Genomic DNA, 25,528 nt, shown 5'->3' on the forward strand with positions numbered 1-25,528 from the left:
GCTTGGCCAACCCTGCCTTGGCGCGCCTTTTCATGTCTGCGACCGGAGCCGCAATCGATGCACGCTTACGCTGCGGCCTCAAATCGGTTCACTTTTTCATGGACCTCAAAAGACACAGAGCGCGTTGAGCGGGAAAGCACTTACCAAGGAGAGTTCCTTTGGCACATTCCCGCTCAGCATCACGGCCACGCAGCATCCTGATTGTTCTGGGGGCGTTGATCGGCGCCGCCATCGCGATCTGGAATTACGTCACCCCCCTGACCGGCGTGACCGGCACATTCGGCGCGGGGCTGGTGATCGCCTCCTCCGTGCTCATCGCACTCGCAGGGATCGTGATCCAGATGACCGAACCCGGAGCGATCCGCACGATCCTGCGCGTCCTCGTCGCGCTCGGCCTGCTGGGCACCGCAGCGGCTGGCTATTTCCTCCATGAATGGTGGCTGATCGCGGCGATGGGTGTCGTGCTGATCGGCCTCATCTACGACATCGCCTCGAGCCGGGGCGCGCGTTCGAAAGGAGCCTACGCATGAACCGCAAGACCGTCTCGCTCGCCTTCGCCCTCGCCTTCTTTGCTGCCGCCGGGTATGCGCAGGACACGACCGCGACCGACAGCACCGCAACCGACAACACGACCCAACCCGCAGCCGATAGCGGCACCGCGAACTCGACCGACAGCGGCACTTCGGCAACGACGGATACCAGCACACAATCGGACACCTCCGGCACGGGTACGGACGCCAGCACGAGCACCGATACCGGGACCACGGCGGACACTGCCACCCAGTCGGACAGTCAGGGCAGCACCGATCAACAAACCAACGATCCCGCGGCCAACGAGAATACCCCTCCCGGTCCCGACGCCAGCGCCGAACAGGCCAAGCCGGTTGCGGATAGCGTGGCCCAGCCGATGATCGCCAGCGGCTCGCGCGAGCGTAACGGCACCCCGCTCGTGCCCGAGCAGCCCGTCTGGAACAGCTTCCACGGACAGCTCTCCGCACAGAAATATTCGCCGCTGACCCAGATCAACCCGGACAATGTCGGCGATCTGGAAAAGGTCTGGCAGGTCCATACCGGCGACGTCTCGGACGGTTCGGGCGACAAGCCCGCGACCGTCTGGTCGGCCACGCCGATCTTTGCCAATGACACGCTCTATATCGGCACGCCCTTCTATCGCGTGCTGGCACTCGACCCCGCAACCGGCGAGCAGAAATGGGCCTTCGACACGAAATCCAAGCTGGAGGCGCTGACCCAGCCCGCGCTGAAGAACCGCGGCGTCGCCTATTGGCAGGCCGAGAACCCGGTCGCGGGCAAGGTCTGTCAGAAGATCGTCTATATCGGCACGATGGATGCGCAGCTCTTCGCGCTCGACGCCGATACCGGCAAGCCCTGCACCGATTTCGGCGATAATGGCGTGCTGAACGTGGACAAGTGGAACACGGTCAATGACAGCTTCCCGCTTTCCGTGCTGCAGCCGCCGACGGTTGCGGGCAATCACCTGATCCTCGGCTGGGCCGGTCAGGACTGGGAGTCGGCAGAGGCTCCTCCGGGCGCGGTCTTCTCGGTCGATGCGCAGACCGGGGAGCTGCAATGGTCCTTCGAGACCCTGCCCGAGAATATCCGCCGCAAGACCGGCACCGCGAATGTCTGGACCGCGATGTCCGTCGATCCCGGCCTGAACATGGTCTATCTGCCGGTGGCCTCGCCCTCGCCGAACTACTGGGGCGGCAACCGGACCGAGCAGATCCCCTACGCCACCTCGACCACCGCGCTCGATCTCGACACGGGCAAGGTCGTCTGGTCGCGTCAGTGGGTGCATCACGACATCTGGGACTATGACATCAACTCCGCGCCGACGCTGATGGACATCACGGTCGACGGCAAGGAAATCCCGGCGCTGATGCAGGGCACGAAGATGGGCTTCCTGTTCGTGGTGAACCGCGAGACCGGCGAGGATGTCTGGCCGATCGAGGAACGCCCCGTCCCGCAGGGCGACGGCACGGTGAAAGGCGAAGTCTATGCCAAGACCCAGCCCTTCCCGACCAAACCCGCGCCGCTTCTCGACCAGTCGAAGAAGCCCGAGGTCTGGGGTATTGCCGATCTCGTCTCGGGTGGGGCCTGCTCGAAACTGTTCGACAACCTCACCTATGAGGGGATGTACACCCCGCCCACCACCAAGGGCGAAGGCACGCTGGCCTATCCCGACAGTGCGGGCGGCGTGCAATGGGGCGGCGTGGCCTTCGATCCCGACGCGCAGATCGCGGTCGTGAACACGAGCCACATCGTGCAATACATCAAGCTCTGGGAGCGTCAGGACTACGAGCAGAACGCCGGTGGTTCAGGCAACGAGAACGGCTTCTACCCGCAGAAAGGCGCACCCTACGGCATGAGCCTCGGCAACGCGCTGAACTCGCTCGGGATGCCGTGCTGGAAGCCGCCGTTCGGCGAACTGGTCGCGATCGACATGCATACCGGCGACGTGAAATGGCGCAAGCCGCTCGGCAGCTCGCAGAAATACGGGTTCTTCATGCCCGAGAGCATGGGCTCGCCCACGATCGGCGGTCCGGCGGTGACCAAGTCGGGGCTGATCTTCATCGGGGCCACGATGGATGCCAAGGCGCGCGCCTATGACATCCAGACCGGCAAGGAGCTGTGGTCCTCGCAGCTCGAAGCCCCGGTCGTCGCGAACCCGGCGATCTACGAGTACAAGGGACGCGAATACGTGGCCTTCATCTCGGGCGGCAACTCGATTCTGAAGCCCACCGTGGGCGATATGGTGGCCGTCTACGCGCTGCCGGAGAACTGATCGCGGCGCAAAACACATTGCGGGTGGCGTGGTACGACCCACGCCCCCGCCCCCTGACGCGCACAGCGTCCGCGAAGCCCTCACCGCAACGTGAGGGTTTTCTCGCAGGAACCGTTCCGCGCGCGCGGTGTTCCCCACTAAGCTGGTTTGAACGTCTGCTTCCCCAGACGGCTGCGCCAAACCTGAATTCCGGACAAGGGGGACCCCATGAAGGTTTCATTTCACGTCAATGGCGAGGCCCGCGCGCTTGACCTCGACCCGCGGGTGACGCTGCTCGACGCACTGCGCGACCATCTCGAACTCACCGGCTCGAAAAAGGGCTGCGATCATGGCCAATGCGGCGCCTGCACGGTGCTCGTCGACGGGCGGCGGGTGAACTCCTGCCTCAGCCTCGCGGTGATGCATGAAGGCTCCGAGATCACCACCATCGAAGGGCTCGGCACGCCCGAAAATCTCAACCCGCTGCAACAGGAATTCGTCTCCTGCGACGGCTACCAGTGCGGCTATTGCACACCGGGGCAGATCATGTCGGCAACCGGGATGCTGGCAGAAGCCGCCGAAGGTGCGCCCAGCCATGTCAGCGACAGCCTCACCGGCAAGTCCGAGCTGAGCGATGCCGAGATTGCCGAGCGGATGAGCGGCAATCTCTGCCGCTGTTCGGCCTATCCCTTCATCCGCGAGGCCATCTCGCGCGTGGCCGAGGCGGAGGAGAAGTAATGAGACCTTTCGACTATCTTCGCGCAAATACACTCGATGACGCGGCCTCCAAGGCGGGTGACGGCGCGCAGTTCATCGCGGGCGGGACCAACCTGCTGGACCTGATGAAACTGCAGGTGATGACCCCCGAGACGGTCATCGACATCAACAATATCGACGGGCTGGACAAGATCGAGCCGCATGAGGGCGGGCTGAAGATCGGGGCGCTGGTGCGCAACGCCGATCTCGCCGCCGATCCGCAGGTGCGCCGCGCCTATCCGGTGCTGTCGCGCGCGCTGCTTGCGGGCGCTTCGGGCCAGATCCGCAACAAGGCGACCACGGGCGGCAACCTGCTGCAACGCACGCGCTGCCCCTATTTCTACGACCCGGCGATGGCCTGCAACAAGCGCGACCCCGGCGCGGGCTGCGCCGCGAAGGGCGGCGTCAGCCGCATGCTCGCGATCCTGGGCACTTCGGCCGCCTGCAGTGCCGCGCATCCGTCCGATATGGCGGTGGCGATGCGCGCGCTCGATGCGCAGGTGGAAATCCGCGGCACCGATGGAGCAACCCGCACCGTGGCGATGGACGAGCTCTATCAACTGCCCGGCGAGACGCCCGAAATCGAGACCTCCCTGAAGCCGGGCGAGATCATCACCGCGGTGATCCTCCCTGCCCCGCAGCCGAACGCCACGCAGAGCTATCGCAAGATCCGCGACCGGGCGTCTTACGCCTTCGCGCTCGTCTCGGTCGCTGCCGTGGTCGAGATGGAGGGCGAGACGATCAAGCAGGCCTCGCTTGCGTTCGGCGGCATCGGGCCGCGCCCCTGGGCGGATGCGCAGGTCAATGCGATGCTCGAAGGCGAGACCCCGTCGGAGGAGCTGTTCGGCAAGGCCGCCGATACGCTTCTGGCCGAAGCGGTCACCGATGAGGGCAACGATTTCAAACGCGAAATGACCCGCCGCGCGTTGGTCGCGGTGATGCGCGAGGCGACGGGCATGGCCCCGGCCTCGACCGGAACGGACAAGGTGGAGGCGCTGGCATGAGCGACACGTTCACGATGGATGAAGCGCAGCCGCGGCTGCTCGACGAAACCAAACAGGGTCTGGTGGGCGCGCCTCTCGACCGCCCCGAGGGCAAGCTGAAAGTGACCGGCACCGCGACCTATGCGGCCGAATTCAAGCCTGAAGGCATGGTGCATGGCGTGATGCTGCGCGCCACGATCACGCGCGGCAAGGTCACCGGCTTTGATGAGACGGAGGCGAAGAAGCTCCCCGGCTATCTGGGCCTGTTCCACGGCCCGGAATTCGTGCGCAACCCGGCGCAGGGCATGGCAGGCGCCGCGCCGGTGCAGCCCGGCGACCGCGTCGATTATCACGGTCAGCCCATCGGGCTCGTGGTCGCGGAAAGTTTCGAGACCGCGCGCGACGCCGCCGCCCGGATTAAGACCAGCTACGAGCAGAACCCCGGCGCACCGGTCGATCCGGCAGGCGTTGAACTCGAGCTGAACGAGAAGCGCGAAAGCATCCAGGGCGATCTCGACGCCGCGATGGAGAAGGCCGCGCAATCGGTCGATCTCGAATATACAACCGCCGGTCACGTCGCTGCGGCGATGGAGCCGCATGCGGGCATCGCCGAGTGGAAGGACGGTCGCCTCGTTCTACATGGCTCGCTGCAAATGGTCCGTTTCAACAAGGAGGAATTGGCCGATGCGGTTGGCATCGAGTCCGACAAGGTCCACATCCTCGCGCCCTATGTGGGCGGCGGGTTCGGCTCCAAGCTGGGCATTTCCTCCGAGCATGTCGCGGCGGCGCTTGCCGCGCGCGAACTCGACCGTCCGGTGCGTATCGTGCTGAGCCGTCAGACCGTCTTCGATGCCGTGCTGCGCCGGACCGAGACATGGCAGCGCCTGCGCCTTTCGGCGGACAAGGACGGCAAGCTGACCGGGATCGGGCACGAGGATCGCGTGTCCAATCTCGAAGTGGAAGCCTTCTCCGAACCGGTCAACGCCGCGAGCCGCTTCATGTATGGCGCGCCCAACCGGGTGATGCGTCAGCACATCTCGCGCAACCACCGCACGCCTACTGGCTCGGTCCGCGCGCCGGGCGAGGCGGTTGGCACCTTCGCGCTGGAAACCGCGATGGATGAGCTGGCCGAGAAGCTGGGTCTCTGCCCGGTGGAACTGCGCCTGCGCAACATTCCCGAAAAGCACCCCGACACCGGTCAGGCCTATTCGGCCCGCGCGCTGGAAGACAGCCTGCGCGAAGGCGCGAAACGCTTCGGCTGGGATCAACGCCCGGAAACCGGAACGCGTCGCGAAGGCGAATGGCTGATCGGCATGGGCGTCGCGGCTGCGGGGCGGGCGAACTTCCTCGTGCCGTCGGCGGCGTGCGTCACGCTCAGCGCGGATGGCGCTCTGGTCGAGACCGACATGACCGATATCGGCACCGGCAGCTACGCCATCCTCGGCCAGATCGCGGGCGAGATGCTGGGCCTGCCGATCGACAAGGTCTCGGTCCATCTGGCCGATAGCGACCTGCCGGGGGCCTCCGGGTCCGGCGGCTCCTTCGGGGCGTCGTCGTCGGGCTCCTCGGTGTTCCTCGCCGCACGCAAGATCCGCGAGCAGCTTGCGGACAAGCTCGGCTGCAAGTTCGACGAGCTCAGCCTTGGCAATGGCGAGGTCTCGGGCGGCGGCAAGACCGCGAAACTGGTCGATCTGCTGAGCGATCCGATCAGCGCCGAGGGCAAGATCGAAGGCGGCAAGACCGCCAAGAGCCACTTCTCGGCTGGCTACGGCGCCCATTTCGCCGAAGTCGCGGTGAACGAGGTCTCGGGCGAGGTGCGGGTGCGCCGGATGCTCGGCGTGCTCGGCATCGGTCGCGTGCTCAACGAGAAGACCGCGCGCAGCCAGGCCGTCGGCGGCATGGTCTGGGGCGTCGGTTCGGCTCTGCACGAGGAGCTTGGCCACGATCCGCGCACCGGCCATATCGTCACCCGCGATCTGGCGAATTATCACGTCCCGTCGCACGCGGATATCCCGCGCGAGATGGAGGTGGTGTTCCTGCCCGAGCGCGATGACGAGGCGAACCCGATCCAGTCCAAAGGCGTGGGCGAGCTGGGCATCTCGGGTGCAGGGGCTGCGGTGATCAACGCGATCCACAATGCGACGGGCGTGCGGCTATACGACTATCCGGCCACGCCCGACAAAGTTCTCAAGGGGTTTGCAAATGGACGGTAGTCCGCTTCGCCAGCGTGCGCGCGCTGAAACTCGGTTGGGCATGGCGGAAATGCCGTTGCCCGCGCCGGGACGGCTCGCCGCGCTGGCCATTCTGACACGGATCGAGGGGGCGGGCTATCGCCCCCTCGGTGCTGCGATGAGCCTCGATGATAGGGGCGACATTCGCGGCCATCTCTCGGCGGGTTGCATCGATGCCGATATCGAACACCATCTGAACAAGGTCGCGCAGGACGGCTGCACCCGGCATCTGCGCTATGGCGAGGGCTCGCCCTTCATCGACCTCGTTCTGCCCTGTGGCGGGGCGCTCGACATCACGGTGATCCCTGCCCCGCCCGTGGCCGATCAGGAACGCATGGCCGAAGCGATTGACGCTCGGATGCCTTTGTCGCTGCACCTCTCAGGCACACAGGGCACCCTGACGCTCGAGCCGCAACCCGAGACCGATCTGAGCCTGCACCTCGTACCCGAGCCGCGTTTCGTGATCTTCGGCACCGGCGTCGAGGCGGAAACCTTTGCGCAGCTCGCCGCGGGCGCAGGCTATCAGGCCGATCTCATAATGCCCGATCCCGTGAGCTTGCCCGGCGTGACGAGCCACGAATTCCGGCGCAGCAATCCGCTTGGGGACATCCAACCCGATCCGCGCATGGCGGCGCTGTTGTTCTTCCACGATCACGACCGGGAAATCCCGATCCTCGCCCAGCTTCTGGAAAGCGACGCGTTCTTCATCGGCGCGCAGGGCAGCCGCCGCACGGCGCGCCAGCGCGCGGTGGCGCTACGTCGCAAGGGGCTGTCGGAGGCCGCGATTTCGCGGCTGCGCGGTCCGGTCGGCCTGATCGAACAGGCGCGCGAGCCGCGCCTCTTGGCGGTCTCGGTGCTGGCCGAAGTGCTGCAACTGGCGCGGGTCTGAGACTTGACGCGCAAGATCATGGGCGTGGTCTTGGCGGCAGGCGCGTCGCGGCGCTTCGGTGCGCGGGATAAGCTGGCCACGCGCTGCGGCGGCGAAGCCGCGCTTGTGCTGCGATCCGCGCGGAAGCTCCAAGGGCTTGGCCTCCATCGACGCGCCGCGATCACCCGCAGCCCCCGGCTGCCGAAAGAGCTCCGCGGCGCGGGGCTCGACCTTCTCTGCATCGGAGTGGGTCGCGCCCAAAGTGCGAGCCTGCACCGCGCGATCCGCGCCGCTCAAGCCAGTGGCGCGAGCCATCTGCTGATCGTCCTCGGCGATATGCCCGAAGTCTCGCGCGCGCATCTGCGCCAGCTTCTCAAGGCACCCGGCCCCCATCCGGCGATGGCCACTTCGGACGGTCGCCTCGCGCCGCCGACGCTGATCCCGCGCAGGCTGTTCGGTGCGGCTTTGCGGCTGACAGGCGACCGGGGCGCCGGGGCGTTGCTGCGTCGCGCGCCGGTCCTGCGACGCGTTGCGCTACCGCCCGGCACGCTCCGCGATATCGACCGGCCTGAAGATCTTCGCAACGCCCTGCAATAAGCGCGCGGAACGGGAACTGCGCCGATACGCCCGGCGTTTTCGCTCCATGAAAGACCTGCCCGATCTCGTCTATTATCCCGATGACCGACCCGGCATCACGCGCAGGCGCTGCGGGCGCGGGTTTTCCTATATGGCGCCTGACGGAACGACCATCGCGCGCGGCACCGAGCGCAAACGGATCGAAGCGCTGGCCGTGCCGCCCGCCTATGAAGATGTCTGGATTTGCCCGCGGCGGAACGGCCATCTGCAGGCGACGGGCCGCGACGCACGCGCGCGCAAGCAATACCGCTACCATCCCGACTGGACCGAGTTTCGGTCGCAGCGGAAGTTCAACCGGCTCGCGGAATTCGGCACCGTCCTGCCGCGTCTGCGCCGGTCGATCCTGAGCGATCTGCGCGGCCATGATCCCGGGGATCGGGCCTTCGCGCTGGCCGCAGTTCTGGCTCTGCTGGACCGCGCCGCGATCCGCGTCGGCAATGCCGATTACGCGCGCGAAAATCGCAGCTTCGGCGCGACCACGCTGCGCGGCGCGCATATGACGCTCGACGGCGGCACGCTGCGGCTCGCCTTCACCGGCAAGGGCGGCACGAAGATCGAAAGCGAACTGCGCGACAGGACGTTGGAGCGCGCGCTGACGCAGCTCGACGATCTGCCCGGGGCAGAGCTGATCACCTGGATCGACGAGGATGGCGCCCCCCATTCGGTGCGCTCGGACGAGGTGAACGCTTTCCTCGCCGACCGTACCGGGGCCGAGGGGCTGACCGCAAAGACCTTCCGCACGTGGAACGGCTCGGCGGCGGCGCTGGAGGCCGCGCTGCGTCAGGCGGATGACGGGCGGGTGACGATCAAGGCGATGGCAGAGGCCGCCTCTGAGCGACTGCACAACACACCCACGATCGCGCGCAACTCCTACATCCATCCGAAGGTGATCGCGCTGACCGAGGCGGAGCCGGAGGCGCTTGTCGCACTTGCGCAAACCGCGCCGGCGATCGACGGGCTGCGCAAGGCCGAGGCGCAGCTACTGCATCTTCTCGACGGCGGCACGCGCTGAGCGCGCCGTTCACGCCACCTCACGCCTCAGTGCAAAATCGCGAGCGCCGCGTGATCCATATCACGGCATTCCCCGTATCCCCTGCACGATCCACAACCGGATCTGCCCACGATCCAACACAGGGAGAAAGAGAATGCTGAGAAGAACCTTCATGGCCGCAGTGCTCGCCGGTACCGCACTCGTTTCCGCCCCCGCCCATGCCGACAATCATGGCGGAATGGATATCGTCGACACCGCCGTGAACGCTGGCAGCTTCGAGACGCTCGTGGCCGCCGTGCAGGCCGCCGGTCTGGTCGAGACGCTCAAGGGCGAAGGCCCCTTCACCGTCTTCGCCCCCACGGACGAGGCTTTCGCAGCCCTACCCGAAGGCACCGTCGACGACCTGCTCAAACCCGAGAACAAGGACAAGCTGACCTCGATCCTCACCTATCACGTCGTGCCCGGCAAAGTGATGTCCGGCGATCTGAGCGACGGGATGATGGCCAAGACGGTGCAGGGCTCGGAAGTCATGGTGAAAACCGACCCCGCCGTGATGGTCGATGAAGCCAGCGTGACCCAGGCCGATATCGAAGCCAGCAACGGCGTGATCCACGTGATCGACAAGGTGATCATGCCCGAGTGATGGGCTTATGTGAAAAGCCCCAGTGACGGGGAGGTCTGTCGGAAGGTCCCCCTCACGGCAGACCGCTCCCGGACCGTTCGCGCAGCTTCGGATGCGCGGGCGGTTTATTCTTTGAGGTGCCCACGGGGCCGCAGATCGGGGTCGGTCAGGCGTAAGCGCTCAGAAGGGTGCCGCTCCCGCTCGGATCGCCACCGCCGGGTACGATCTCGCTTTGGCTCGGCAGGTCCTCCTCGTGAATGACCGGCGCATCGGTCATCCGCGACAGGTTCTGCGCGATCGCCTCGATTGCGCTGTGGCACGCGTGATCTCCATTGTGCTTGGGCACGAAAATCCGCGTCAGATTGTGCGCCTGCATGATGTAAGACAGCACATGCGCGATCGAACCATGCTCCTCGGGATCGGACAGCGCCCCATCTTCATAGGTCAGGAAAGACGCACAGATCGGCGTCGCGCCACAGGCACCGAGCCGGGCGATCAACTCGCCACGCCCGCCGCCTTCCTGAGACAGGCAAACGATATGGGCACGGTCGCCCTTGAGAGCTTCGATGAACGCCCCATGGCAATCGAGATCGCAATTTCCGGGGTGGAGCATCAGAACGAGCGCGCCCTCCTCCGACGCGGTCGGCTCCATATTTCGTGACATCATGGTCATATCAGACCTCCTCCTTTGAAATAGAGCGATGCGCGCCGGGGTCGAATTCCCGGCCCTCTTCGCCGCGGAGCCATTCGGCGGCGCGTCCGGTAATGCGCAAAGCGGGTGTGCAGGCGGCGAGCTGATCGAGGAAGCTGCGCGCCCAAGCACCGGTATCGGTCGCGTGGACGACTTCCATGCAGGCGGCGTGGCGCGCGCGGCGTTCCTCCAGCGGCATCGTCAGAGCGCGACGGATCGCCGTGGCGGTCTCGTCGACGTCATGCGGATTGACCAGCAGCGCCTCGGTCATGTCCTCGGCAGCGCCCGCAAAGCGCGACAGCACGAGCACGCCCGGATCGTCCGGGTCCTGAGCTGCGACATATTCCTTCGCCACGAGGTTCATCCCGTCGGCGAGCGGGGTCACAAGTGCCGCCCGTGCGCCGCGCAGCAGCCCCGCGATCTCGTCGCGCGGCACCGGACGGTGCAGGAAGCGGATCGGCGCCCAATGGACCTCGCCGAAGCGCCCGTTCACCTGCCCCGCGATCTGCTGCAGATCGGCGGTGATCTCCTGATAGGCCCGCACGCTTTCGCGCGAGGGTGGCGCGATCTGCACCAGCGAGGCGCGCGGCCCCGTGTCGTAGGTCTCCAGATAGCGCTCGAACGCGCGAAAGCGTTGCGGCAAGCCCTTGGAGTAGTCGAGCCGGTCGACGCCGATGACATAGGCGTCTCCGAACAATTCGTGCGCGGGCGGCGGCGCGCAGTCCTGCGCCGCCCGGGCGAAGCTCTCAGCTGAAATGCCAATCGGGAAAGACCGGACGGACACCTCCTGCGCGCCGAATTTGATCGCGCCGTTGGGCAGCATTTCTGCCCTCGGATCGGCGCGGAACATCTCGAGGCATCGCGCCACGTCAGCCCGCGTCTGCAGGCCGACCAGATCGTAATGCGCCAGCCAGCGCGCGAAGGCGGGCGGGTCGGGCAACACATCGAGATCGGTGATGTTGGGGAAAGGAATATGCAGGAAGAAGCCGATGCGGTTGGTCACACCCAACCTGCGCAGCTCCTCCGCCAGCGGGAAGAAATGGTAGTCGTGAATCCAGATGTGGTCCTCGGGCGAGATCACCTCGGCCATCTGCTCCGCGATCCGGCGGTTCACGCGCAGGTAGCCCTCGTCGAAGCTGCGATTGATCTCGACCAGATCGGTGCGGTGATGCGCGATCGGCCAGAGCACGGAATTGGCGAAGCCCAGGTAATAGGCCGCGCGGTCTTCCTCGGTCAGCCGGAAGGCGAGCTTGTCATATTGCGTCCCGCCCATATCGATGAGTGCGGGCTCTTCCGGGCCCGTCTCGGGATGCGCACCGATCCAGATGCCGCCTTTCTCACGCAGCGCCTCGTGGAGCGCCACCACGAGCCCGCCCGAGGGCGTGGCCTCGGAAGGGATACGGTTGGAGACGACGATGAGGCGGGCGGACATGACGAAAGAGACCTCCGAAATTGGGCGGCTGAATGGGTTTGTCCCTGTTGGGATGTTTCGCCCGAGCAACTCCTCCTTACGCATGGCAGTTCCTCTCTCTGAGGGCGAAAACAGCCTCTCGGCCGAAAAAAGTTCACATCTTTAACATAAGACAATCAACCGGCTCACCGGGATGCATTTTTTTACACATTTTCAAGCCCTTCCGCGATGTTTTGTAACATCTCTCCCAGCTCGCGCGCATGCGGCGCCGGACACATGGCGGGTAACAATTTCTCCGCCGCGACGCGCTTTGGGCACGGAACCACGGCGCGCGCGACAGGTTGGCCTGTCACACGACACAAGCCGCGACGGAGAGCACCATGTCAGACCCCGGACCGCATCGCGCCCACCATGCGGACCCCAAGCCGGCCGGACTGCGCGCGAAGGCCTCGCGCGAGCGGATCGCCTTCTGGCTGCCGATCGCGATCTTCGCGCTTCTGGTGCTGATCGCGCCCGATATCCTGCTGCTGGTCTTCGCCGGACTTCTGGTCGCGGTCTTCCTGCGGATGGGCGGCAACGCCATCGCGCGCAGACTCCATATCCGCGAAGGTTGGGGGCTCGCGCTCTATTCGATCATGTTGGTCTGCCTCGCGGTTCTGTTCTTTCTCTATGCCGCGCAGGGCCTGTCCGATCAGCTCGACCAACTTACGACCGCCCTGCCCAAGGCGATGAAACAGGTGCAGGATTTCATCGACTCGCATGGCTGGCTGCATTCGGTCACGCGCTCGATCGACCTCGGCTCCATCGCCCCGTCGAGCAAAGGGGCCGCCACGACCGTGATGATGTCGATCGGCGTGATCGGGAACGCGATGCTGATCCTGTTCATCGGCGTCTATGGCGCGGTGGAGCCGCAATTGTACCGGCGCGGGATTGCAGCACTCTTCCCCGCCTCCAAGCGTGACTGGGTCGTTGCGAGCTTCGCGACCGGCTGGGCGGCGCTGTCGGGCTGGCTGTTTGCGCAGCTGATCTCGATGACGGTGATCGGCCTGCTGACCTTCGTCGGACTGTGGCTGCTGAACGTGCCGCTGGCGGCGATCCTTGCGATCCTTGCAGGGCTACTGACCTTCATTCCGAATATCGGTCCGGTCCTCTCGGCGATCCCCGCCTTGGCGATGGGCCTGACGGTCAGCCCGATGACGATGCTTTGGGTCGCCGTCCTCTACCTCGCGGTGCAGGCGCTCGAGAGCAACCTGATCACGCCGCAGATTCAGGAAAAGGCGATGTCGCTGCCCCCGGCCCTGATTATCGCCTTCCAGCTTTTGATGGGGAGCTTCTTCGGCCTGCTCGGCCTTGCGCTGGCAACCCCGCTGCTGGCCGTTCTGATGATGATGACCCGGCGCCACTACCTGCCGCTGGTCAGGCCCGAGACCGCCTGACCGCACACTCTTTTCCAACTTCCGGAGCCCGTTTTGACGACTTTCCTGATCCTCCTCGGCGCCGCCATCGTTGCGATCTCGCTTTGGGATATTCTGCTCTGCGCGCTCGGTGCGGGGCAGTCCGGGGCGATCTCGCTGGCCATCGCGCGGTTCGGCTTCAAGCGCATCCGGAGCTTCGGGCACACGCGGATCGCGCATCGTATCTGCGGCCCGGTGACGATGGCATGGCTCGGCGGCGTCTGGATCATCATGGTCGCCTTCGGCTGGAGCCTGATCTTCTTCGCCACGACCCGATCTTTGGAGACGACCAAGGGGCTCCCCGCGGCGAGCTTCGCGGACAGCCTCTCCTATGCGGGGCATCTGCTCTCGACGCTGGGTGGGGGCTACGCGACGCCCGCAGGCACCGGCTGGTCGCTGATCTCGGTCATCACGGGGGTGACAGGGATGCTGGTGCTGACGCTCGCGGTAAGCTTCGTCTTCTCCACCACGCAGGCGGCGGCGCAGGGCCGTGCGGTGATGGCGCTGGCCGAGGTCTTCCCGCCCGGCTCCGACGAGTTCACCGGGCAGTTCCTGCCGCAATTATCAAGCTACGTGGCGCAGGTGAAATCCATCCCCTTCGCGCTGTTCTATAGCACCGCGAGACCCGAGCGCCGCCTGCCGCGCGGCATCTACCGGCTCTGGCACGACGACCGCCTCACCGAGGATCAGCGCCGCGCGCTGCGGATCATCCTGCATGAATTTCCCGGGCTCGAAGGCGTCCCGCCCGAGCAGTTCGACGACACGCTCCAGCATTGGGCGCAGCGCCACGATCTGTGTCCACAGGACATGACGCGCCGCGCGTGATGCGGTGCGTACAGATGATCTGACCGCAGACCGGCCTTAGCCGAAACGCGCGATCTCGAACCCGGCCCCGGTCAGATGCCCGCGCAGAGCGCGCGCCATCGCCAGCGCCTCCGCCCCGTCGCCATGCAGGCAGACCGTGTCGATCTTGCAGGGGATTTCCTTGCCCGACGCGGTCACGATTGCACCCTTGCGCAGCATCGTCTCGATCCGCGCGCCGACCTCTTCGGCGTCATGCAGCACCGCACCGGGTTTTGAGCGCGACACCAGCGAGGCGTCGTCCTCATAGGCGCGATCGGCGAAAATCTCACCCGCCCAATTGGCCTGTAGGTCTCGCGCGACTTGCTCCATCGCGGTTTGCGGCAGCACGACGAGGATGATCTCGGGCTGCACCTTCAGCGCCGCGGCATAGCAGGCGCGCGCGATCTCGGCATTCTCCGAGGCCATGTTCGACAGCGCCCCGTGCAGCTTGAAATGCCGGACCGCACCGCCCGCTGCGCGGGCCATCGCCTGCGCCGCGCCCAGTTGATAGGTCACCAGATTGGTCAATTCCTCGGCGCTGAGGTTAAGCCTGCGACGCCCGAAACCCTGCAGATCGGCAAAGCCCGGATGCGCGCCTATGCCCACTTCATTGGCCACCGCCCTCCGCATCGTCTGCGCCATCACATTCGGGTCGCCCGCGTGAAAGCCGCAGGCGACATTGGCCGAGGAGATCACCTCCATCAGCGCGGCGTCGTTGCCCATGACCCACGGGCCGAAGCTTTCGCCGATGTCGGCGTTCAGGTCGATCTTAGCCATTTTCTTCCTCCAACTCGCGCCCTGCCGTCACGCCGCTGATCAATTGGTAGCCGAGCAGGTCATGAATGTCGTGCGGATCGCGGATCAGCGGCCGCAGCTTGGCGCGTTGCGCCTGCAGTTGCGTCTCCCAGCGCGGCGCCAGCGCGTCGGCCTCATCCAGCGTCACCGCTTTGAACCGCAGCTTCGTTCCCGGCGCGGCCTGGGCCACGCGCGGCAGATCGCAGGGCAGCACGGTGCCGATCCGAGGGTAACCGCCGATGGTCTGGCATTCGGCGAGCAGCACATAGGGCGTGCCCGCGCCGGTCATCTGGATATCTCCCTCGAAAATCACATCCGAGGCGAGCCCGTTGGCCATGTCCGAGGTCAGCGCAGGCGCATCGCTCTCGAGCGCCACGCCCTGACGGTTGCCCTGCCGCGCGCGGGTGAATTCGGTCGCGTTGAGCCGCGCGAAGGTATCCTCGTCGAACAGGCCCGTCTGCGGCCCCGGGATGATCCGCAGCGTGCCACCCGAGAAACGGTGCTCCTGCGTGAGAACCATCGCGGGCGCATCAGGCTCGGGGTCGACGCCCAGCGGCAGGCGCGCACCCGACTCCAGCGCCGATCCGATCCCGGCGGCGAGATGCGCCGAGCGGCTGCCCAGCACTTCGGGCGTCTCGATCCCGCCCGCGAAGGTGAGATAGCCGAACATGCCTGCGCGCGCGGCACCGATCGACAGCACCTCGCCCGCTTCGATCTTGTGGCTCGCGCCCCAGCGCAGGGGGCGCCCGTCAAGCTCCGCCTGCATCGGCGCGCCGGTCAGCGCGATCCGCGTCGGGACTGTGACCTCGAACCGCCCGCCGCTCACCGCCATTTCCAGCGCGGGCAGCGGGCTGCGCGATCCCAGAAGCACCGCCGCCTCGACCAGCGCGAGCGGATCGACTGCGCCGCCGCGCGAGATGCCTTGCGCCATGCGTCCGGGGCGGCCCATGTCTTGCACGCTCACGCTTGGCCCCAAGGCGCGCAGGATCACCGATCCGCCGCTCATGACCGCACCTCGCAGCGCGCGCTGCCCATCGGATCGCCCGCTTTCAAAAGCGCGTCCATCTCGGTGCCGGAGACCGGCACGAGGCGAACCTCGTCTCCCGCATGCAGCGGCACCGGGTCGGATTGGTCGGGGCGGAACACGTCGAAGGCTGTCCGTGCGATCTGATGCCAGCCGGTGGGCGACGCATTCGCGAACAGGACCAGTTGGCGCACCGCCACGCAGAGCGCGCCTTTCGGGACGCGCGGGTTCAGTTCGGACCGGCGTGCGAGATTCCAATGCTCGGGCAGCAGACCGAGATAGGGTTGACCGGGCGCGAAGCCGATGGCGAGAACACTCAGCGGGGTCGCGGTGATCTCGTCGATGGCCGCCTGAGGGGAAAGACCCGCAAGCTTCGCCGCCCCTTCCAGATCGGGGCCGTGGTCGCCCCCGAACGCCACGGGCAGATGCCAGACACGCTGCGCGGGATGCGGCGCCGCACTTTGCCAATCGGCCTCGGACAGCAGGGTCTCCAACCGCTGAGCCATCTCGGTCCGCGTCACGGCCTCCGGATCGAAGCGCAGCAGAACCGATACGAGGCTCGGGACGATCTCGCGCAGGCCGGGCAGATCGCTCTCCGTCACGCGCTGATGAAAGCTCTGCGCCGCCGCGATCGCGCGCGGCTCTGCGACCAGCGCGAACCGCACGAGCAGCCCGTTCCCGCCAGCCGGCAAAATCTGCGGCCTGTGCGCTTGGGCCGTTCCGGGCCGCAATGCTTCTTCGAGCATCATGTCAGGGCATCTCCACTGGCTCAGACCGCGATCTAAAAAGTTATCGTTGACTTTGATTTCATTTTACTGACAATTTGTCAACGTTATGAAAAGGAGGCGGACACGAATTCCGCCGCGACCCGACAGGAGAGAGATATGATCAGATTTGCTGCAAGCTTCGCGGTTGCGCTGGGGCTGGGCACGGCCGTTCAGGCGCAGACCTGGGACATGCCGACGCCTTATGGCGACACCACCTTCCACACCGTGAACATCCGCGATTTCGCCGAGGACGTGTCGAAAGCGACCGACGGCAAACTGGAGATCAAGGTGCATTCGGCGGGCTCACTCTTCCCGCATTCCGAGATCAAGAACGCCGTGCGCTCGGGCCAGGTGCCGCTTGGGGAATTCTTCCTCTCGACGCTCTCGAACGAGGATCTGGCTTTCGGCGTCGACAGCCAGCCCTTCCTCGCCACCAACTACGATCAGGCCGAAAAGCTGTGGGAGGCGCAGAAGCCCGTCATCACCAAGCTGCTCGACAAGCAGGGCCTGATGCCGCTGTTCTCGGTGCCGTGGCCGGCGCAGGGCCTCTATACCAATGGCGAGATCAAGTCCGTGGACGACCTCGCGGGGCTGCGCTTCCGTGCCTATAACCCGGCGCTCGAAGAGTTTGCGACGCTCGCGAAGGCCGCGCCCGTACAGGTCGAAGCGGTCGACATTCCGCAGGCCTTCTCGACCGGTCAGCTGCAGGCGATGATCACCTCGCCCTCGACCGGTGCGAACTCCAAGGCGTGGGACTTCGTCGACACCTACACCAAGATCGACGCCTGGCTGCCCAAGAACATCGTCGTGGTGAACAAGCGCGCCTTCGACCGTCTGAGCGAAGACGAGCAGACCGCGGTGATGGATGCCGCCGCCACCGCGCAGACCCGCGGTTGGGAAATGTCGAAGAAAGAGGCCGCCGAGAAGACCGCCGTGATGAAGGAAAACGGCATGGCGATCGTCGATCCGAGCCCCGAGCTGGAAGAAGGGCTGAAGAAGATCGGTGACGAGATGCTGGCGAGCTGGAAAGAGAAAGCCAGCCCCGACGCGCTTGAGGTTCTCAAGACCTATCAGGGCAACTGAGCCCGCCCGATCCGGCCCTTCCGCGTCCCGCGCGGGAGGGCCTTTTTCGATGCTCATCCCCATTTCAAGCGTTCGGAGCTTTCGCCATGCGTCGCCTGCTCGATCAGGTCTATCTTCTGTCCGGAGGGATCGCGGCCGTCTCGATCCTCGCGATCTGCCTGCTGGTCACGGCACAGGTCGGGCTGAACGTGCTCGCCCGTCTGGGTGGCCCCTCCCTCTCCTACACGATCCCCTCCTATGCCGATTTCGCGGGCTACTTCCTCGCGACGGCAAGCTTCATGGCGCTGGCCCACACGCTGCGCCACGGCAGCCATATCCGCGTCAATCTCGTGCTGACCCGCCTGCCCGCGCGCGGCCAGTGGGCCGCCGAGATCGTGGCGCTCGCGCTTGGCTTCGTGGCCAGCGTCTACGCTGTGTGGTTCGCGACCTCGCTGATGCTCGAGAGCCTGCATTACGACGATATGTCCACCGGCATCGTCGCGATCCCGATCTGGATCCCGCAATGCACGATGGTGGTGGGGCTGGGCCTTCTGGCGCTCGCCTTCCTCGACACGCTGATCGAGAGCATCCGCGCCAAGCGCCCCGTGCTCGTCGATGATGTTTCGGAGTGAACCATGTCCGATCCGATGACCTTCGCAATTCTTCTGGGCCTGCTTCTCGTGCTTCTTGCGGGCGGCGTCTGGGTGGCGTTGTCGCTGCTGATCGTGGCGCTGGCGGGCCTGAGCTTCTTCTCCGGCGCGCCGACCGGGCTGGTCATGGCGACCACGCTTTGGGGCCATAGCCATAGCTGGCCGCTCGCGGCTCTTCCCCTGTTCATCCTGATGGGAGAAATCCTGCTGCGCTCGCGGCTGTCCGAGGATATGTTCTCCGGCCTCGCCCCATGGCTGGGCCGCGCGCCGGGCCGCTTGCTGCATGTGAACGTGCTGGGCTGTGCGATCTTCGCCGCCGTTTCGGGCTCGTCCGCGGCGACGGCGGCCACGATCGGGCGGATGTCGGTGCCCGAGCTCACCCGCCGCGGCTATCCCGAAAGCCTGATCCTCGGCACGCTGGCGGGCTCGGCTACGCTTGGCTTCCTGATCCCACCCTCGGTGATCCTGATCGTCTATGGCGTCGCGACCGAGCAATCCATCGCGCGCCTCTTCATCGCGGGCATCCTGCCGGGGCTGATGCTGGTGACGCTGTTCGGCGGCTATGTCGCGCTGCGCGCCTGGATGAACCCCGCCGCGATCCCGCGCGAGGACATCACTCTGAACCTGCGCGAGAAGCTGCGGGCCTCGCGTCGCCTGATCCCGATCGTCATCCTGATCGGTGGCGTCATCGGTTCGATCTATACCGGCGTCGCCTCGCCCACCGATGCGGCGGCCGTCGGCGTGGTCTTCTCGGTGATCCTTGCGATGGCGACGGGCAGCTTCTGCTGGCGCGACTTCAAGGAGGCGCTGTTCTCGGCCACCCGCACCAGCGCGATGATCGCCTTCATCCTGCTGGCGGCCTCGGTGCTGTCTGTCTCGATGGGCTTCACCGGCATCCCGCGCAACCTTGCGGCGTGGATCGGCACCTTCGGGCTGTCGCCCACCGCGCTCTTGGCGGTGCTGACGGTGTTCTTCATCCTGCTGGGCTGCTTCCTCGACGGGATTTCGGTCGTGGTGCTGACCACCTCGATCATCCTGCCGATGGTGGAGGCCGCCGGGATCGACCCGCTCTGGTTCGGCATCTACCTCGTGCTGGTCGTCGAGATGAGCCAGATCACCCCGCCCGTGGGCTTCAACCTCTTCGTGATCCAAGGGCTGACAGGCTTCAACATCCTCAAGGTCGCCCGCGCAGCATTGCCCTTCTTCGGGCTGCTGTTGCTGGCGGTGCTGCTGATCACGCTGGTGCCGGGGATCGTGACCTACCTGCCCTCGCTGATGGGCAACTGAGCCAACGACCCGCGCGGCCTCAGAGCGAAGAGGCCGCGCGGCTCGCCTGATCGTAATAGCCCGACAGAACCCGCAGGGCCGAGGCGATCTCGCGCAGATCCTCGCCCGCCATGCCGCCTTTCTGGATCGGCTCGAGCAGGCATTCCTCGCGTACTTTGCGATAGCGTTCGCAGAGTTCGCGCCCACTTTCCGAGGTGCGGTAGAACACTTCCTTGCCGCGCTTCTCGGAATCCAGCAGCCCCAGCTTCAACAGCTTGCGCAGCGCATAATTGACCGTATGCGTGTCCTCGATATTGAGCAGGAAAGTGATGTCGTTGAGCCGCTTTTCTCGGTCGCGGTGATTGGTGTTGTGCAGCACGAGGATTTCGAGCGGCGACAGCTCCATCCCCGAAGCCGCCATGCAGCGCTGCATCCATCGCGCGAAAGAGTTGTAGGCGATGATCATCCCGTATTCGAATTCCGAGGCTTCCCAGCCCGGCCCTTCGGCCAGATGGCGGGATGAGACGATGCGGCGTTCTCCTGCGGGCATGAGCGGCGCTCTCCTTTCGTGCGATTACGCCCTCACCTTATAGACATTTCGCTGACATTCTATCCTTGAGAGAAATTCGGCGGGCGCTTTTGTAGGTTCGCCATCACCATTTCCATCTGCGCGGGACCGCCGATGATCTCGGCCTGCAGCTCAGCTTCCATCGCCAGCCCATCGCCGGGCGGCATCGTCCATGCCGTCTCCACCAGCGCCTTGCTCGCCGCTAGCGCCTCGGGGGAGCGCAGGGTGAAGTCGTCCGCCATGTCGCGCGCCGCCCGCAGCGGGCTCTCGGCCACACGCGTGATCAGCCCAAGCCGCTGCGCCTCCTCGGCCTCCAGCACCCGGCCGGTCATCATCAGCTCTTTCGCGACATCCGCACGGGTCAGTTTCGGCAGGCTCTGCGAGATGCCCATATCGGGGATCAGCCCCCATTTCGCCTCCATGATCGACAGCCGCGCATCGGGCGCCGCGATCCGGAAATCCGCGCCCAGAGCCAGCTGCATCCCCGCCCCGAAGGCCACGCCCTCGATCGCGGCGATCACCGGCACGGGCAGCTCGGCCCATCGTGTCACCGGGCGCTGAAAGCGGTTCGCGCCCTGCGCATCGCGTTCGGCCATCTGCGCCTTCACCCCCGCCAGATCGGCCGCGAAGCTTTGCATCACGGTCAGGTCGAGCCCGGCCGAGAAACAGCCGCCCGCGCCGCTCAAGATCACCGCGCGCAGACCCTTTTGCTGCGACAGGCTCTGCGCCGCCTCGGCCAGCGCATCGAACATCTCCAGGGTCCAGGCGTTCTTCTTTTCGGGGCGGTTGAGGGTCACCTCCGCCACGCCTTGCGCGCTTACCGAAATCTGCACCGGGTCGGCCATGTCCATCCTCCTCGCTTGGGTCTGCGCACTATGCAGACCCGCCGCCCCCTCGCAAAGCGGAACGCGGGGTCATAAGTCAGGGATCAACTGCCGCGCGGCGTTGGACAGCTCTGCGCGGCGCGCTAGCTCTGCCCCGACGGAGGTTCCCCATGCAGCAATTCTCACTTCTCGATCTGTCGCCCGTGCCCGAAGGCAAGACCGCAGCCGATGCGCTCGCGGGAACGGCCGATCTGGCCCGGATGGCCGAAGACGCGGGCTATCACCGCTTCTGGCTGGCCGAGCATCACAACATGCCCGGCATCGCGAGCGCCGCGACCTCGGTTCTCATCGGCTATGTCGCCTCGGTGACCAAGACGATGCGCGTCGGCGCGGGCGGTATCATGCTGCCCAACCACGCGCCGCTGGTGATCGCCGAGCAGTTCGGCACGCTCGCCACGCTCTATCCCGACCGGATCGACCTCGGTCTGGGCCGCGCGCCCGGCACCGATGGCGGCACCGCCCGCGCCCTGCGCCGCAATATGTCTCCCGAGGACACGTTCCCTGCAGACGTGCAGGAGCTGCTCGCCTATTTCAGCGACGAGGCAGAGACTTTCCGGGTGCGCGCCATTCCGGGCGCGGGCACGCATGTGCCGATCTGGATCCTTGGCTCGAGCCTCTACGGCGCGCAGCTTGCCGCCTATCTCGGCCTGCCCTACGCCTTCGCGTCGCATTTCGCGCCCGACATGCTGGGCGACGCGCTCGACATCTATCGCCGGAGCTTCCGCCCGTCGGCCTATCTCGACAAACCCTATGCGATGATGGCCGCCGGGGTGTTTGCCGCCGACACCGATGAGGAGGCGCAGTATCTGCGTTCGTCTCAGGTGCTGGCCTTCGCGCGGCTGCGCTCGGGTATGCCAGGCAAGCTGCCTTATCCGGTCAAGGATCTCTCCGAGGTGCCGCCGCAGATGATGGTTCAGGTGCAGCGCGCGCTGTCCTGCTCGGCCACCGGCTCCAAGGATAAGGTGCGCGATGATCTGGCGCGCCTGATCGCTCAATACGAGCCCGACGAGCTGATGGTGACCGGGATGATCCACGACGCCGATGCGCGTCAGAAGTCCTTCAAGATCGCCGCCGAGGTCCTGAGCGAATTTCGCGAGCAACCCGCCGCGGCCTGAGGCACGGCGCGACACTCAGACATGCAAAGAGGCGGGCCCGAAAGCCCGCCTCTTTTCGTTTCGATCCGTTTCGCTTCAGTGCCCGGTGATCGCCGGGAAGGCCACCAGCAGCCCCACTGCGAAGATCTGGATCGCGATGAAGGGCAGCAGCGAGCGGAAGATCTCGCCCAGAGAGATGTCCTTCGGTGCGACCGATTTCAGGTAGAACGCGGCTGGCCCGAAGGGCGGCGACAGGAAGCTCACCTGCATGTTCATTGCGAAGACCACGCCGAACCAGACCGGATCGTAGCCGAGGTCTTTCACGATCGGCACGAAGATCGGCATCGTCAGAAGCGCGATCCCCACCCAATCGAGGAACATGCCGAGGAAGAACAGGATCGCCATCATCGTCAGGATCACAATGATCGGGGTGTCCGAGACGCCTTTCAGCAGCGACGACACGAAATCGATCCCGCCCATCAGGTTGAACACGCCGACCAGAGCCGAGGCGCCGATGCCGATCCAGACGATCATCCCGCAGGTCGCGAGCGTCTGCAGCGCCGCCCCTTTGAGCATCGAGAGCGTCAGCTCGCCTCGGATGATCGTCGAGAGCATCACGCCCGCCACACCGAGCGCCGAGGCCTCAGTCACCGAGGCGATCCCGCCATAGATCGAGCCCAGCACGAAACCGATCACCAGCACAGGCAGGATCAGGCCTTTCAGCAGCTTGATCTTTTCGGACCACGGACGGTCGTCGGGCTCCGGCATGGGGGCCAGATCGGGGTTCAGCTTCACCCGGATGATCACGAAGATCACGTAGAAGGCCGCGAGCATGAAGCCCGGGATGAAGGCCGAGGTGAACAGATCCCCGATCGAGACATTCGCGGTCAGGCCGTAGATGATCAGCACGATCGACGGCGGCACCATCGTACCGAGCGAGCCACCCGCGCAGATCACGCCGATGGCGAGCTTGCGGTCATAGCCCTGACGGATCATCTGCGGCAGGGCCAGAAGACCCAGCAACACGATCTCGCCGCCGATGATGCCCGACATCGCCGCGAGGATGACCGAGACGAAGATCGTCTGCACCGCGACTGCGCCGCGCATCCGGCCGCCGACGAGTTTCATCGCCTCGAACAGATCGCGTGCGATGCCTGATCGGTCCAGAAGCGCCGCCATCATCACGAACATCGGCACCGAGACGAAGACGAAACTCGAGACGAAGGAATAGACGCGGGACGTGATCAGCGGCACCGCCATCGGCCCGAACCAGCCAAGCGCGAAGATCAGCGCGACGAGCAGCGTCACGAAGGCCAGCGGCATGCCGGTCAGCAGAAGACCGATGAGCAGCGCGAACAGCAGAACCGTGCCGTAGCCGATGCCCAGCGCAGAAAGGTCGAAACTCAGAAGATGTTCGATCATTTACCCGCCTCCGATGCGAAGGCGCCGCGCAAGTAGTTCACCGCCATGATGATGAATTGCACAACCATGAGGCAGAGCACCACGAGAAGGAAAATCTTGAGATAGGCCGGGAATGGCGGATCCCAGGCGCTGCCCGAGGTCTCGAAATGGACATCGCCACCGGGGCGGAACGTCGCCTTCATCACCATGCCGTAGGCGGCCCAGGCGAAGAAGCCGGCCGCGAACAGGCAGATCAGCGAGATGATCGCGTCGAGGATACGCTTCGCCCGGCCGGTGACCATGTCGTAGATCAGCACGACGCGGATATGGCTGTTGCGCACGACGCAGTAGAGCCCGCCATAGACGAAGGCCATCGCGCAGAGGAAGATCGTCGTCTCATGCGCCCAGATCGTCGGGCTGTCGAAGCCGTAGCGCAGCACGACTTCGTTCAGAAGGATCAGCGCGGAGGCGATGATGCCGAGCGCGAAGACGATGCCCACCGCGTTGATCGCGCGGCCGAGGATGCCCGCTTCGGGGATGGTCGCCGCCTCGTCCTCGGTCTGCACCGGTTCCGGCGTGTGCGGATCATGTGCGGGGTGATCCACCCCGTTATTCTCGGGTTGTGACATTGCAAAAACCGCTGCTGTCAGAAAACTGGAAAAGATGCGGGGCCGCGATCGCAGCCCCGCACCGATAGGATATCAGATCAGAGAAGGTTGTTCTTCTTCAGGTAGTCGGTCAGGACGTCATAGACGTGCTGCGCCTTGTCCGACTTCTTGGCAACCTTTTCCCACTGGGTGATCGCGATGCGGCGGAACTTGGCGCGCTCTTCGTCCGACCAGTCGTGGACGTGGATCTTGCCGCCTTCTTCAGCCTTGGCCACGGCCTTCTTGTCGGCCGCTGCGAGGTCGCTGACTTCCTTGTCCGCGAATTGCTTCACCGACTCTTCGAAGGCTTTCTGCAGCTCGGGCGACAGGCTGTCCCATTCCTTCTTGTTCATCGCAACGCCGACGAGCGGCATCGAGTGGAAGCCCGGATAGACCGGGTTCGGCGCGATGTCGTTGAGGCCCTGCGCCTGGTTGGTCGAGAACACGGTGTAGTCGGCCGCGTCGATCACGCCCTTGTCGAGCGCAGTGTAGACTTCCGAACCCGGCAGGTTCACCGGAGCAGCACCCGCCGCCGCGAAGACGTCCTGCACGAGACCTTCCGGCGCGCGCATCTTCAGACCCTTCAGGTCCGCCACGCCGTCGAGCGGCACTTTCGAGACGAGCGACTCGAGGCCCGTCGTGGTCGAGCCGACGTAGTGCAGGCCATAGGGCTGGAACAGGTCGTTCGCGAGTTGCTGGCCACCGCCATTGTTCATGAAGTCGAGAAGCTGATCGGTGCTCGACCATGCGCCGACCGGGTTACCCAGCAGCGAGAAGGCCGGGTCTTTCCCCGCGAAATAGGAGATGTCGGTCACGATGCCGTCGATGATGCCGGCACCGGTGGCGTCGAGCGTCTCGTTATGCTCGACGACGGAGCCAACGGGCATCATCTCGACCTGAATCTGGTTGTCGGTGCGCTCCGCGAGGTCCTTCGCCCAGTTCTGCTGCAGTTCGAAGTTCGGGTTACCCGCCGGGTCCGAGCTTTGGAACTTGTACTTGTGGGTTTCGGCATTCGCAGCGCTGGCCAGCGCCACGACGGCGACGCTCGCGAGGGCGATTTTACGGATCGGTTTCGTCATGGTGTCCTCCCTTAAAAGACGAA

At 65.4% G+C, this 25,528-nt stretch carries 25 protein-coding genes; 15 read left to right on the forward strand and 10 right to left on the reverse strand.

Going from position 1 to position 25,528, the window contains the following annotated elements; genetic code table 11:
* Positions 1-158: 158 nt before the first annotated feature.
* The 9 genes from BMI85_RS03900 to BMI85_RS03940 all read left to right on the forward strand — a co-directional run bounded on the left by BMI85_RS03900 (position 159) and on the right by BMI85_RS03940 (position 9,890).
* The gene (locus BMI85_RS03900; RefSeq protein WP_143594974.1) at positions 159-530 is read left to right on the forward strand and encodes a hypothetical protein; all 372 of its coding nucleotides are present in this window, start codon (positions 159-161) and stop codon (positions 528-530) included.
* The gene (locus BMI85_RS03905) at positions 527-2,803 is read left to right on the forward strand and encodes a pyrroloquinoline quinone-dependent dehydrogenase (protein WP_078599562.1); all 2,277 of its coding nucleotides are present in this window, start codon (positions 527-529) and stop codon (positions 2,801-2,803) included. The genes BMI85_RS03900 and BMI85_RS03905 overlap by 4 nt, the downstream gene beginning before the upstream one ends.
* 207 nt (positions 2,804-3,010) lie before the next feature.
* Positions 3,011-3,520 carry a 2Fe-2S iron-sulfur cluster-binding protein gene (locus BMI85_RS03910; RefSeq protein ID WP_078599563.1) on the forward strand — a complete coding sequence of 170 codons (510 nt, stop codon included), beginning with the start codon at positions 3,011-3,013 and terminating at the stop codon, positions 3,518-3,520.
* The gene (locus tag BMI85_RS03915) at positions 3,520-4,542 is read left to right on the forward strand and encodes a xanthine dehydrogenase family protein subunit M (RefSeq protein WP_078599564.1); all 1,023 of its coding nucleotides are present in this window, start codon (positions 3,520-3,522) and stop codon (positions 4,540-4,542) included. Before BMI85_RS03910 ends, BMI85_RS03915 begins: the two co-directional genes overlap by 1 nt.
* Positions 4,539-6,734 (forward strand): xanthine dehydrogenase family protein molybdopterin-binding subunit, encoded by a 2,196-nt coding sequence (locus BMI85_RS03920; RefSeq protein ID WP_078599565.1) that lies wholly within the window; start codon positions 4,539-4,541, stop codon positions 6,732-6,734. Before BMI85_RS03915 ends, BMI85_RS03920 begins: the two co-directional genes overlap by 4 nt.
* 40 nt (positions 6,735-6,774) lie before the next feature.
* Positions 6,775-7,641, forward strand: coding sequence for an XdhC family protein (locus tag BMI85_RS03925; protein ID WP_210402302.1), 867 nt, complete (start codon positions 6,775-6,777; stop codon positions 7,639-7,641).
* 3 nt (positions 7,642-7,644) lie between these two features.
* Complete coding sequence (locus tag BMI85_RS03930; protein ID WP_078599567.1) at positions 7,645-8,217, forward strand: nucleotidyltransferase family protein; 573 nt, start codon at positions 7,645-7,647, stop codon at positions 8,215-8,217.
* A gap of 46 nt (positions 8,218-8,263) precedes the next feature.
* The gene (locus tag BMI85_RS03935; protein WP_078599568.1) at positions 8,264-9,268 is read left to right on the forward strand and encodes a DNA topoisomerase IB; all 1,005 of its coding nucleotides are present in this window, start codon (positions 8,264-8,266) and stop codon (positions 9,266-9,268) included.
* Between the two features lie 133 nt (positions 9,269-9,401).
* The gene (locus BMI85_RS03940) at positions 9,402-9,890 is read left to right on the forward strand and encodes a fasciclin domain-containing protein (RefSeq protein ID WP_078569582.1); all 489 of its coding nucleotides are present in this window, start codon (positions 9,402-9,404) and stop codon (positions 9,888-9,890) included.
* A 145-nt stretch (positions 9,891-10,035) separates the two neighbouring features.
* Here BMI85_RS03940 and BMI85_RS03945 read toward each other — a convergent pair whose 3' ends face one another.
* Both BMI85_RS03945 and BMI85_RS03950 read right to left on the reverse strand, forming a co-directional pair.
* Positions 10,036-10,542 (reverse strand): hypothetical protein, encoded by a 507-nt coding sequence (locus BMI85_RS03945; RefSeq protein ID WP_078545965.1) that lies wholly within the window; start codon positions 10,540-10,542, stop codon positions 10,036-10,038.
* A 1-nt stretch (position 10,543) separates the two neighbouring features.
* Positions 10,544-11,992 carry a trehalose-6-phosphate synthase gene (locus BMI85_RS03950; RefSeq protein ID WP_078599569.1) on the reverse strand — a complete coding sequence of 483 codons (1,449 nt, stop codon included), beginning with the start codon at positions 11,990-11,992 and terminating at the stop codon, positions 10,544-10,546.
* 359 nt (positions 11,993-12,351) lie between these two features.
* Between BMI85_RS03950 and BMI85_RS03955 the strand changes: the two genes are divergently transcribed.
* Positions 12,352-13,407, forward strand: coding sequence for an AI-2E family transporter (locus BMI85_RS03955; protein WP_078599570.1), 1,056 nt, complete (start codon positions 12,352-12,354; stop codon positions 13,405-13,407).
* A 33-nt stretch (positions 13,408-13,440) separates the two neighbouring features.
* On the forward strand, positions 13,441-14,250 hold the full coding sequence (locus BMI85_RS03960; RefSeq protein ID WP_078599571.1) for a hypothetical protein: 810 nt from the start codon (positions 13,441-13,443) through the stop codon (positions 14,248-14,250).
* A 36-nt stretch (positions 14,251-14,286) separates the two neighbouring features.
* Here the strand turns inward: BMI85_RS03960 and BMI85_RS03965 are convergent, their stop codons facing one another.
* The 3 genes from BMI85_RS03965 to BMI85_RS03975 are packed head-to-tail and all read right to left on the reverse strand — an operon-like array spanning position 14,287 to position 16,836.
* Complete coding sequence (locus BMI85_RS03965; protein WP_078599572.1) at positions 14,287-15,045, reverse strand: 5-oxoprolinase subunit PxpA; 759 nt, start codon at positions 15,043-15,045, stop codon at positions 14,287-14,289.
* Positions 15,038-16,069 (reverse strand): biotin-dependent carboxyltransferase family protein, encoded by a 1,032-nt coding sequence (locus BMI85_RS03970; RefSeq protein WP_078599573.1) that lies wholly within the window; start codon positions 16,067-16,069, stop codon positions 15,038-15,040. The genes BMI85_RS03965 and BMI85_RS03970 overlap by 8 nt, the downstream gene beginning before the upstream one ends.
* Entirely contained in the window at positions 16,066-16,836 is a 771-nt protein-coding gene (locus BMI85_RS03975) for a carboxyltransferase domain-containing protein (RefSeq protein WP_078599574.1), read from the reverse strand. Before BMI85_RS03975 ends, BMI85_RS03970 begins: the two co-directional genes overlap by 4 nt.
* 135 nt (positions 16,837-16,971) lie before the next feature.
* Between BMI85_RS03975 and BMI85_RS03980 the strand changes: the two genes are divergently transcribed.
* The 3 genes from BMI85_RS03980 to BMI85_RS03990 all read left to right on the forward strand — a co-directional run bounded on the left by BMI85_RS03980 (position 16,972) and on the right by BMI85_RS03990 (position 19,853).
* Positions 16,972-17,937, forward strand: a complete 966-nt coding sequence (locus tag BMI85_RS03980) for a TRAP transporter substrate-binding protein (protein ID WP_078599575.1) — start codon at positions 16,972-16,974, stop codon at positions 17,935-17,937.
* 86 nt (positions 17,938-18,023) lie between these two features.
* The gene (locus BMI85_RS03985; protein WP_078599576.1) at positions 18,024-18,548 is read left to right on the forward strand and encodes a TRAP transporter small permease; all 525 of its coding nucleotides are present in this window, start codon (positions 18,024-18,026) and stop codon (positions 18,546-18,548) included.
* A 3-nt stretch (positions 18,549-18,551) separates the two neighbouring features.
* Positions 18,552-19,853: a TRAP transporter large permease subunit gene (locus BMI85_RS03990; protein ID WP_078599577.1), complete on the forward strand. Its 1,302-nt coding sequence runs from the start codon at positions 18,552-18,554 to the stop codon at positions 19,851-19,853.
* 19 nt (positions 19,854-19,872) lie between these two features.
* On the opposite strand, the gene BMI85_RS03995 is transcribed toward BMI85_RS03990, so the two are convergent.
* Positions 19,873-20,382 (reverse strand): winged helix DNA-binding protein, encoded by a 510-nt coding sequence (locus BMI85_RS03995; RefSeq protein ID WP_075776310.1) that lies wholly within the window; start codon positions 20,380-20,382, stop codon positions 19,873-19,875.
* A 59-nt stretch (positions 20,383-20,441) separates the two neighbouring features.
* The gene (locus tag BMI85_RS04000) at positions 20,442-21,245 is read right to left on the reverse strand and encodes a crotonase/enoyl-CoA hydratase family protein (RefSeq protein ID WP_078599578.1); all 804 of its coding nucleotides are present in this window, start codon (positions 21,243-21,245) and stop codon (positions 20,442-20,444) included.
* Positions 21,246-21,394: 149 nt separating this feature from the next.
* Between BMI85_RS04000 and BMI85_RS04005 the strand changes: the two genes are divergently transcribed.
* Positions 21,395-22,399 (forward strand): LLM class flavin-dependent oxidoreductase, encoded by a 1,005-nt coding sequence (locus BMI85_RS04005; RefSeq protein ID WP_078599579.1) that lies wholly within the window; start codon positions 21,395-21,397, stop codon positions 22,397-22,399.
* Positions 22,400-22,474: 75 nt separating this feature from the next.
* On the opposite strand, the gene BMI85_RS04010 is transcribed toward BMI85_RS04005, so the two are convergent.
* The 3 genes from BMI85_RS04010 to BMI85_RS04020 all read right to left on the reverse strand — a co-directional run bounded on the left by BMI85_RS04010 (position 22,475) and on the right by BMI85_RS04020 (position 25,505).
* On the reverse strand, positions 22,475-23,800 hold the full coding sequence (locus BMI85_RS04010; protein WP_078519825.1) for a TRAP transporter large permease subunit: 1,326 nt from the start codon (positions 23,798-23,800) through the stop codon (positions 22,475-22,477).
* Complete coding sequence (locus BMI85_RS04015; RefSeq protein WP_078519826.1) at positions 23,797-24,408, reverse strand: TRAP transporter small permease; 612 nt, start codon at positions 24,406-24,408, stop codon at positions 23,797-23,799. The genes BMI85_RS04010 and BMI85_RS04015 overlap by 4 nt, the downstream gene beginning before the upstream one ends.
* A 77-nt stretch (positions 24,409-24,485) precedes the next feature.
* Entirely contained in the window at positions 24,486-25,505 is a 1,020-nt protein-coding gene (locus BMI85_RS04020) for a TRAP transporter substrate-binding protein (protein ID WP_078599580.1), read from the reverse strand.
* Between the last annotated feature and the right edge of the window lie 23 nt (positions 25,506-25,528).

The sequence above is a fragment of the Thioclava sp. DLFJ4-1 genome (genome assembly GCF_002020145.1).
GTDB classification, from domain to species: Bacteria; Pseudomonadota; Alphaproteobacteria; order Rhodobacterales; family Rhodobacteraceae; genus Thioclava; species Thioclava sediminum.

Excerpts from the sequence above, each read along its gene's own strand:
- BMI85_RS03905 (WP_078599562.1), top strand. The coding sequence starts at position 527 with ATGAACCGCAAGACCGTCTCGCTCGCCTTCGCCCTCGCCTTCTTTGCT.
- BMI85_RS03910 (WP_078599563.1), top strand. The coding sequence starts at position 3,011 with ATGAAGGTTTCATTTCACGTCAATGGCGAGGCCCGCGCGCTTGACCTC.
- BMI85_RS03915 (WP_078599564.1), top strand. The coding sequence starts at position 3,520 with ATGAGACCTTTCGACTATCTTCGCGCAAATACACTCGATGACGCGGCC.
- BMI85_RS03920 (WP_078599565.1), top strand. The coding sequence starts at position 4,539 with ATGAGCGACACGTTCACGATGGATGAAGCGCAGCCGCGGCTGCTCGAC.
- BMI85_RS03925 (WP_210402302.1), top strand. The coding sequence starts at position 6,775 with ATGGCGGAAATGCCGTTGCCCGCGCCGGGACGGCTCGCCGCGCTGGCC.
- BMI85_RS03935 (WP_078599568.1), top strand. The coding sequence starts at position 8,264 with ATGAAAGACCTGCCCGATCTCGTCTATTATCCCGATGACCGACCCGGC.
- BMI85_RS03940 (WP_078569582.1), top strand. The coding sequence starts at position 9,402 with ATGCTGAGAAGAACCTTCATGGCCGCAGTGCTCGCCGGTACCGCACTC.
- BMI85_RS03945 (WP_078545965.1), bottom strand. The coding sequence starts at position 10,542 with ATGACCATGATGTCACGAAATATGGAGCCGACCGCGTCGGAGGAGGGC.
- BMI85_RS03950 (WP_078599569.1), bottom strand. The coding sequence starts at position 11,992 with ATGTCCGCCCGCCTCATCGTCGTCTCCAACCGTATCCCTTCCGAGGCC.
- BMI85_RS03955 (WP_078599570.1), top strand. The coding sequence starts at position 12,352 with ATGTCAGACCCCGGACCGCATCGCGCCCACCATGCGGACCCCAAGCCG.
- BMI85_RS03965 (WP_078599572.1), bottom strand. The coding sequence starts at position 15,045 with ATGGCTAAGATCGACCTGAACGCCGACATCGGCGAAAGCTTCGGCCCG.
- BMI85_RS03970 (WP_078599573.1), bottom strand. The coding sequence starts at position 16,069 with ATGAGCGGCGGATCGGTGATCCTGCGCGCCTTGGGGCCAAGCGTGAGC.
- BMI85_RS03975 (WP_078599574.1), bottom strand. The coding sequence starts at position 16,836 with ATGATGCTCGAAGAAGCATTGCGGCCCGGAACGGCCCAAGCGCACAGG.
- BMI85_RS03980 (WP_078599575.1), top strand. The coding sequence starts at position 16,972 with ATGATCAGATTTGCTGCAAGCTTCGCGGTTGCGCTGGGGCTGGGCACG.
- BMI85_RS03985 (WP_078599576.1), top strand. The coding sequence starts at position 18,024 with ATGCGTCGCCTGCTCGATCAGGTCTATCTTCTGTCCGGAGGGATCGCG.
- BMI85_RS03990 (WP_078599577.1), top strand. The coding sequence starts at position 18,552 with ATGTCCGATCCGATGACCTTCGCAATTCTTCTGGGCCTGCTTCTCGTG.
- BMI85_RS03995 (WP_075776310.1), bottom strand. The coding sequence starts at position 20,382 with ATGCCCGCAGGAGAACGCCGCATCGTCTCATCCCGCCATCTGGCCGAA.
- BMI85_RS04000 (WP_078599578.1), bottom strand. The coding sequence starts at position 21,245 with ATGGCCGACCCGGTGCAGATTTCGGTAAGCGCGCAAGGCGTGGCGGAG.
- BMI85_RS04005 (WP_078599579.1), top strand. The coding sequence starts at position 21,395 with ATGCAGCAATTCTCACTTCTCGATCTGTCGCCCGTGCCCGAAGGCAAG.
- BMI85_RS04010 (WP_078519825.1), bottom strand. The coding sequence starts at position 23,800 with ATGATCGAACATCTTCTGAGTTTCGACCTTTCTGCGCTGGGCATCGGC.
- BMI85_RS04015 (WP_078519826.1), bottom strand. The coding sequence starts at position 24,408 with ATGTCACAACCCGAGAATAACGGGGTGGATCACCCCGCACATGATCCG.
- BMI85_RS04020 (WP_078599580.1), bottom strand. The coding sequence starts at position 25,505 with ATGACGAAACCGATCCGTAAAATCGCCCTCGCGAGCGTCGCCGTCGTG.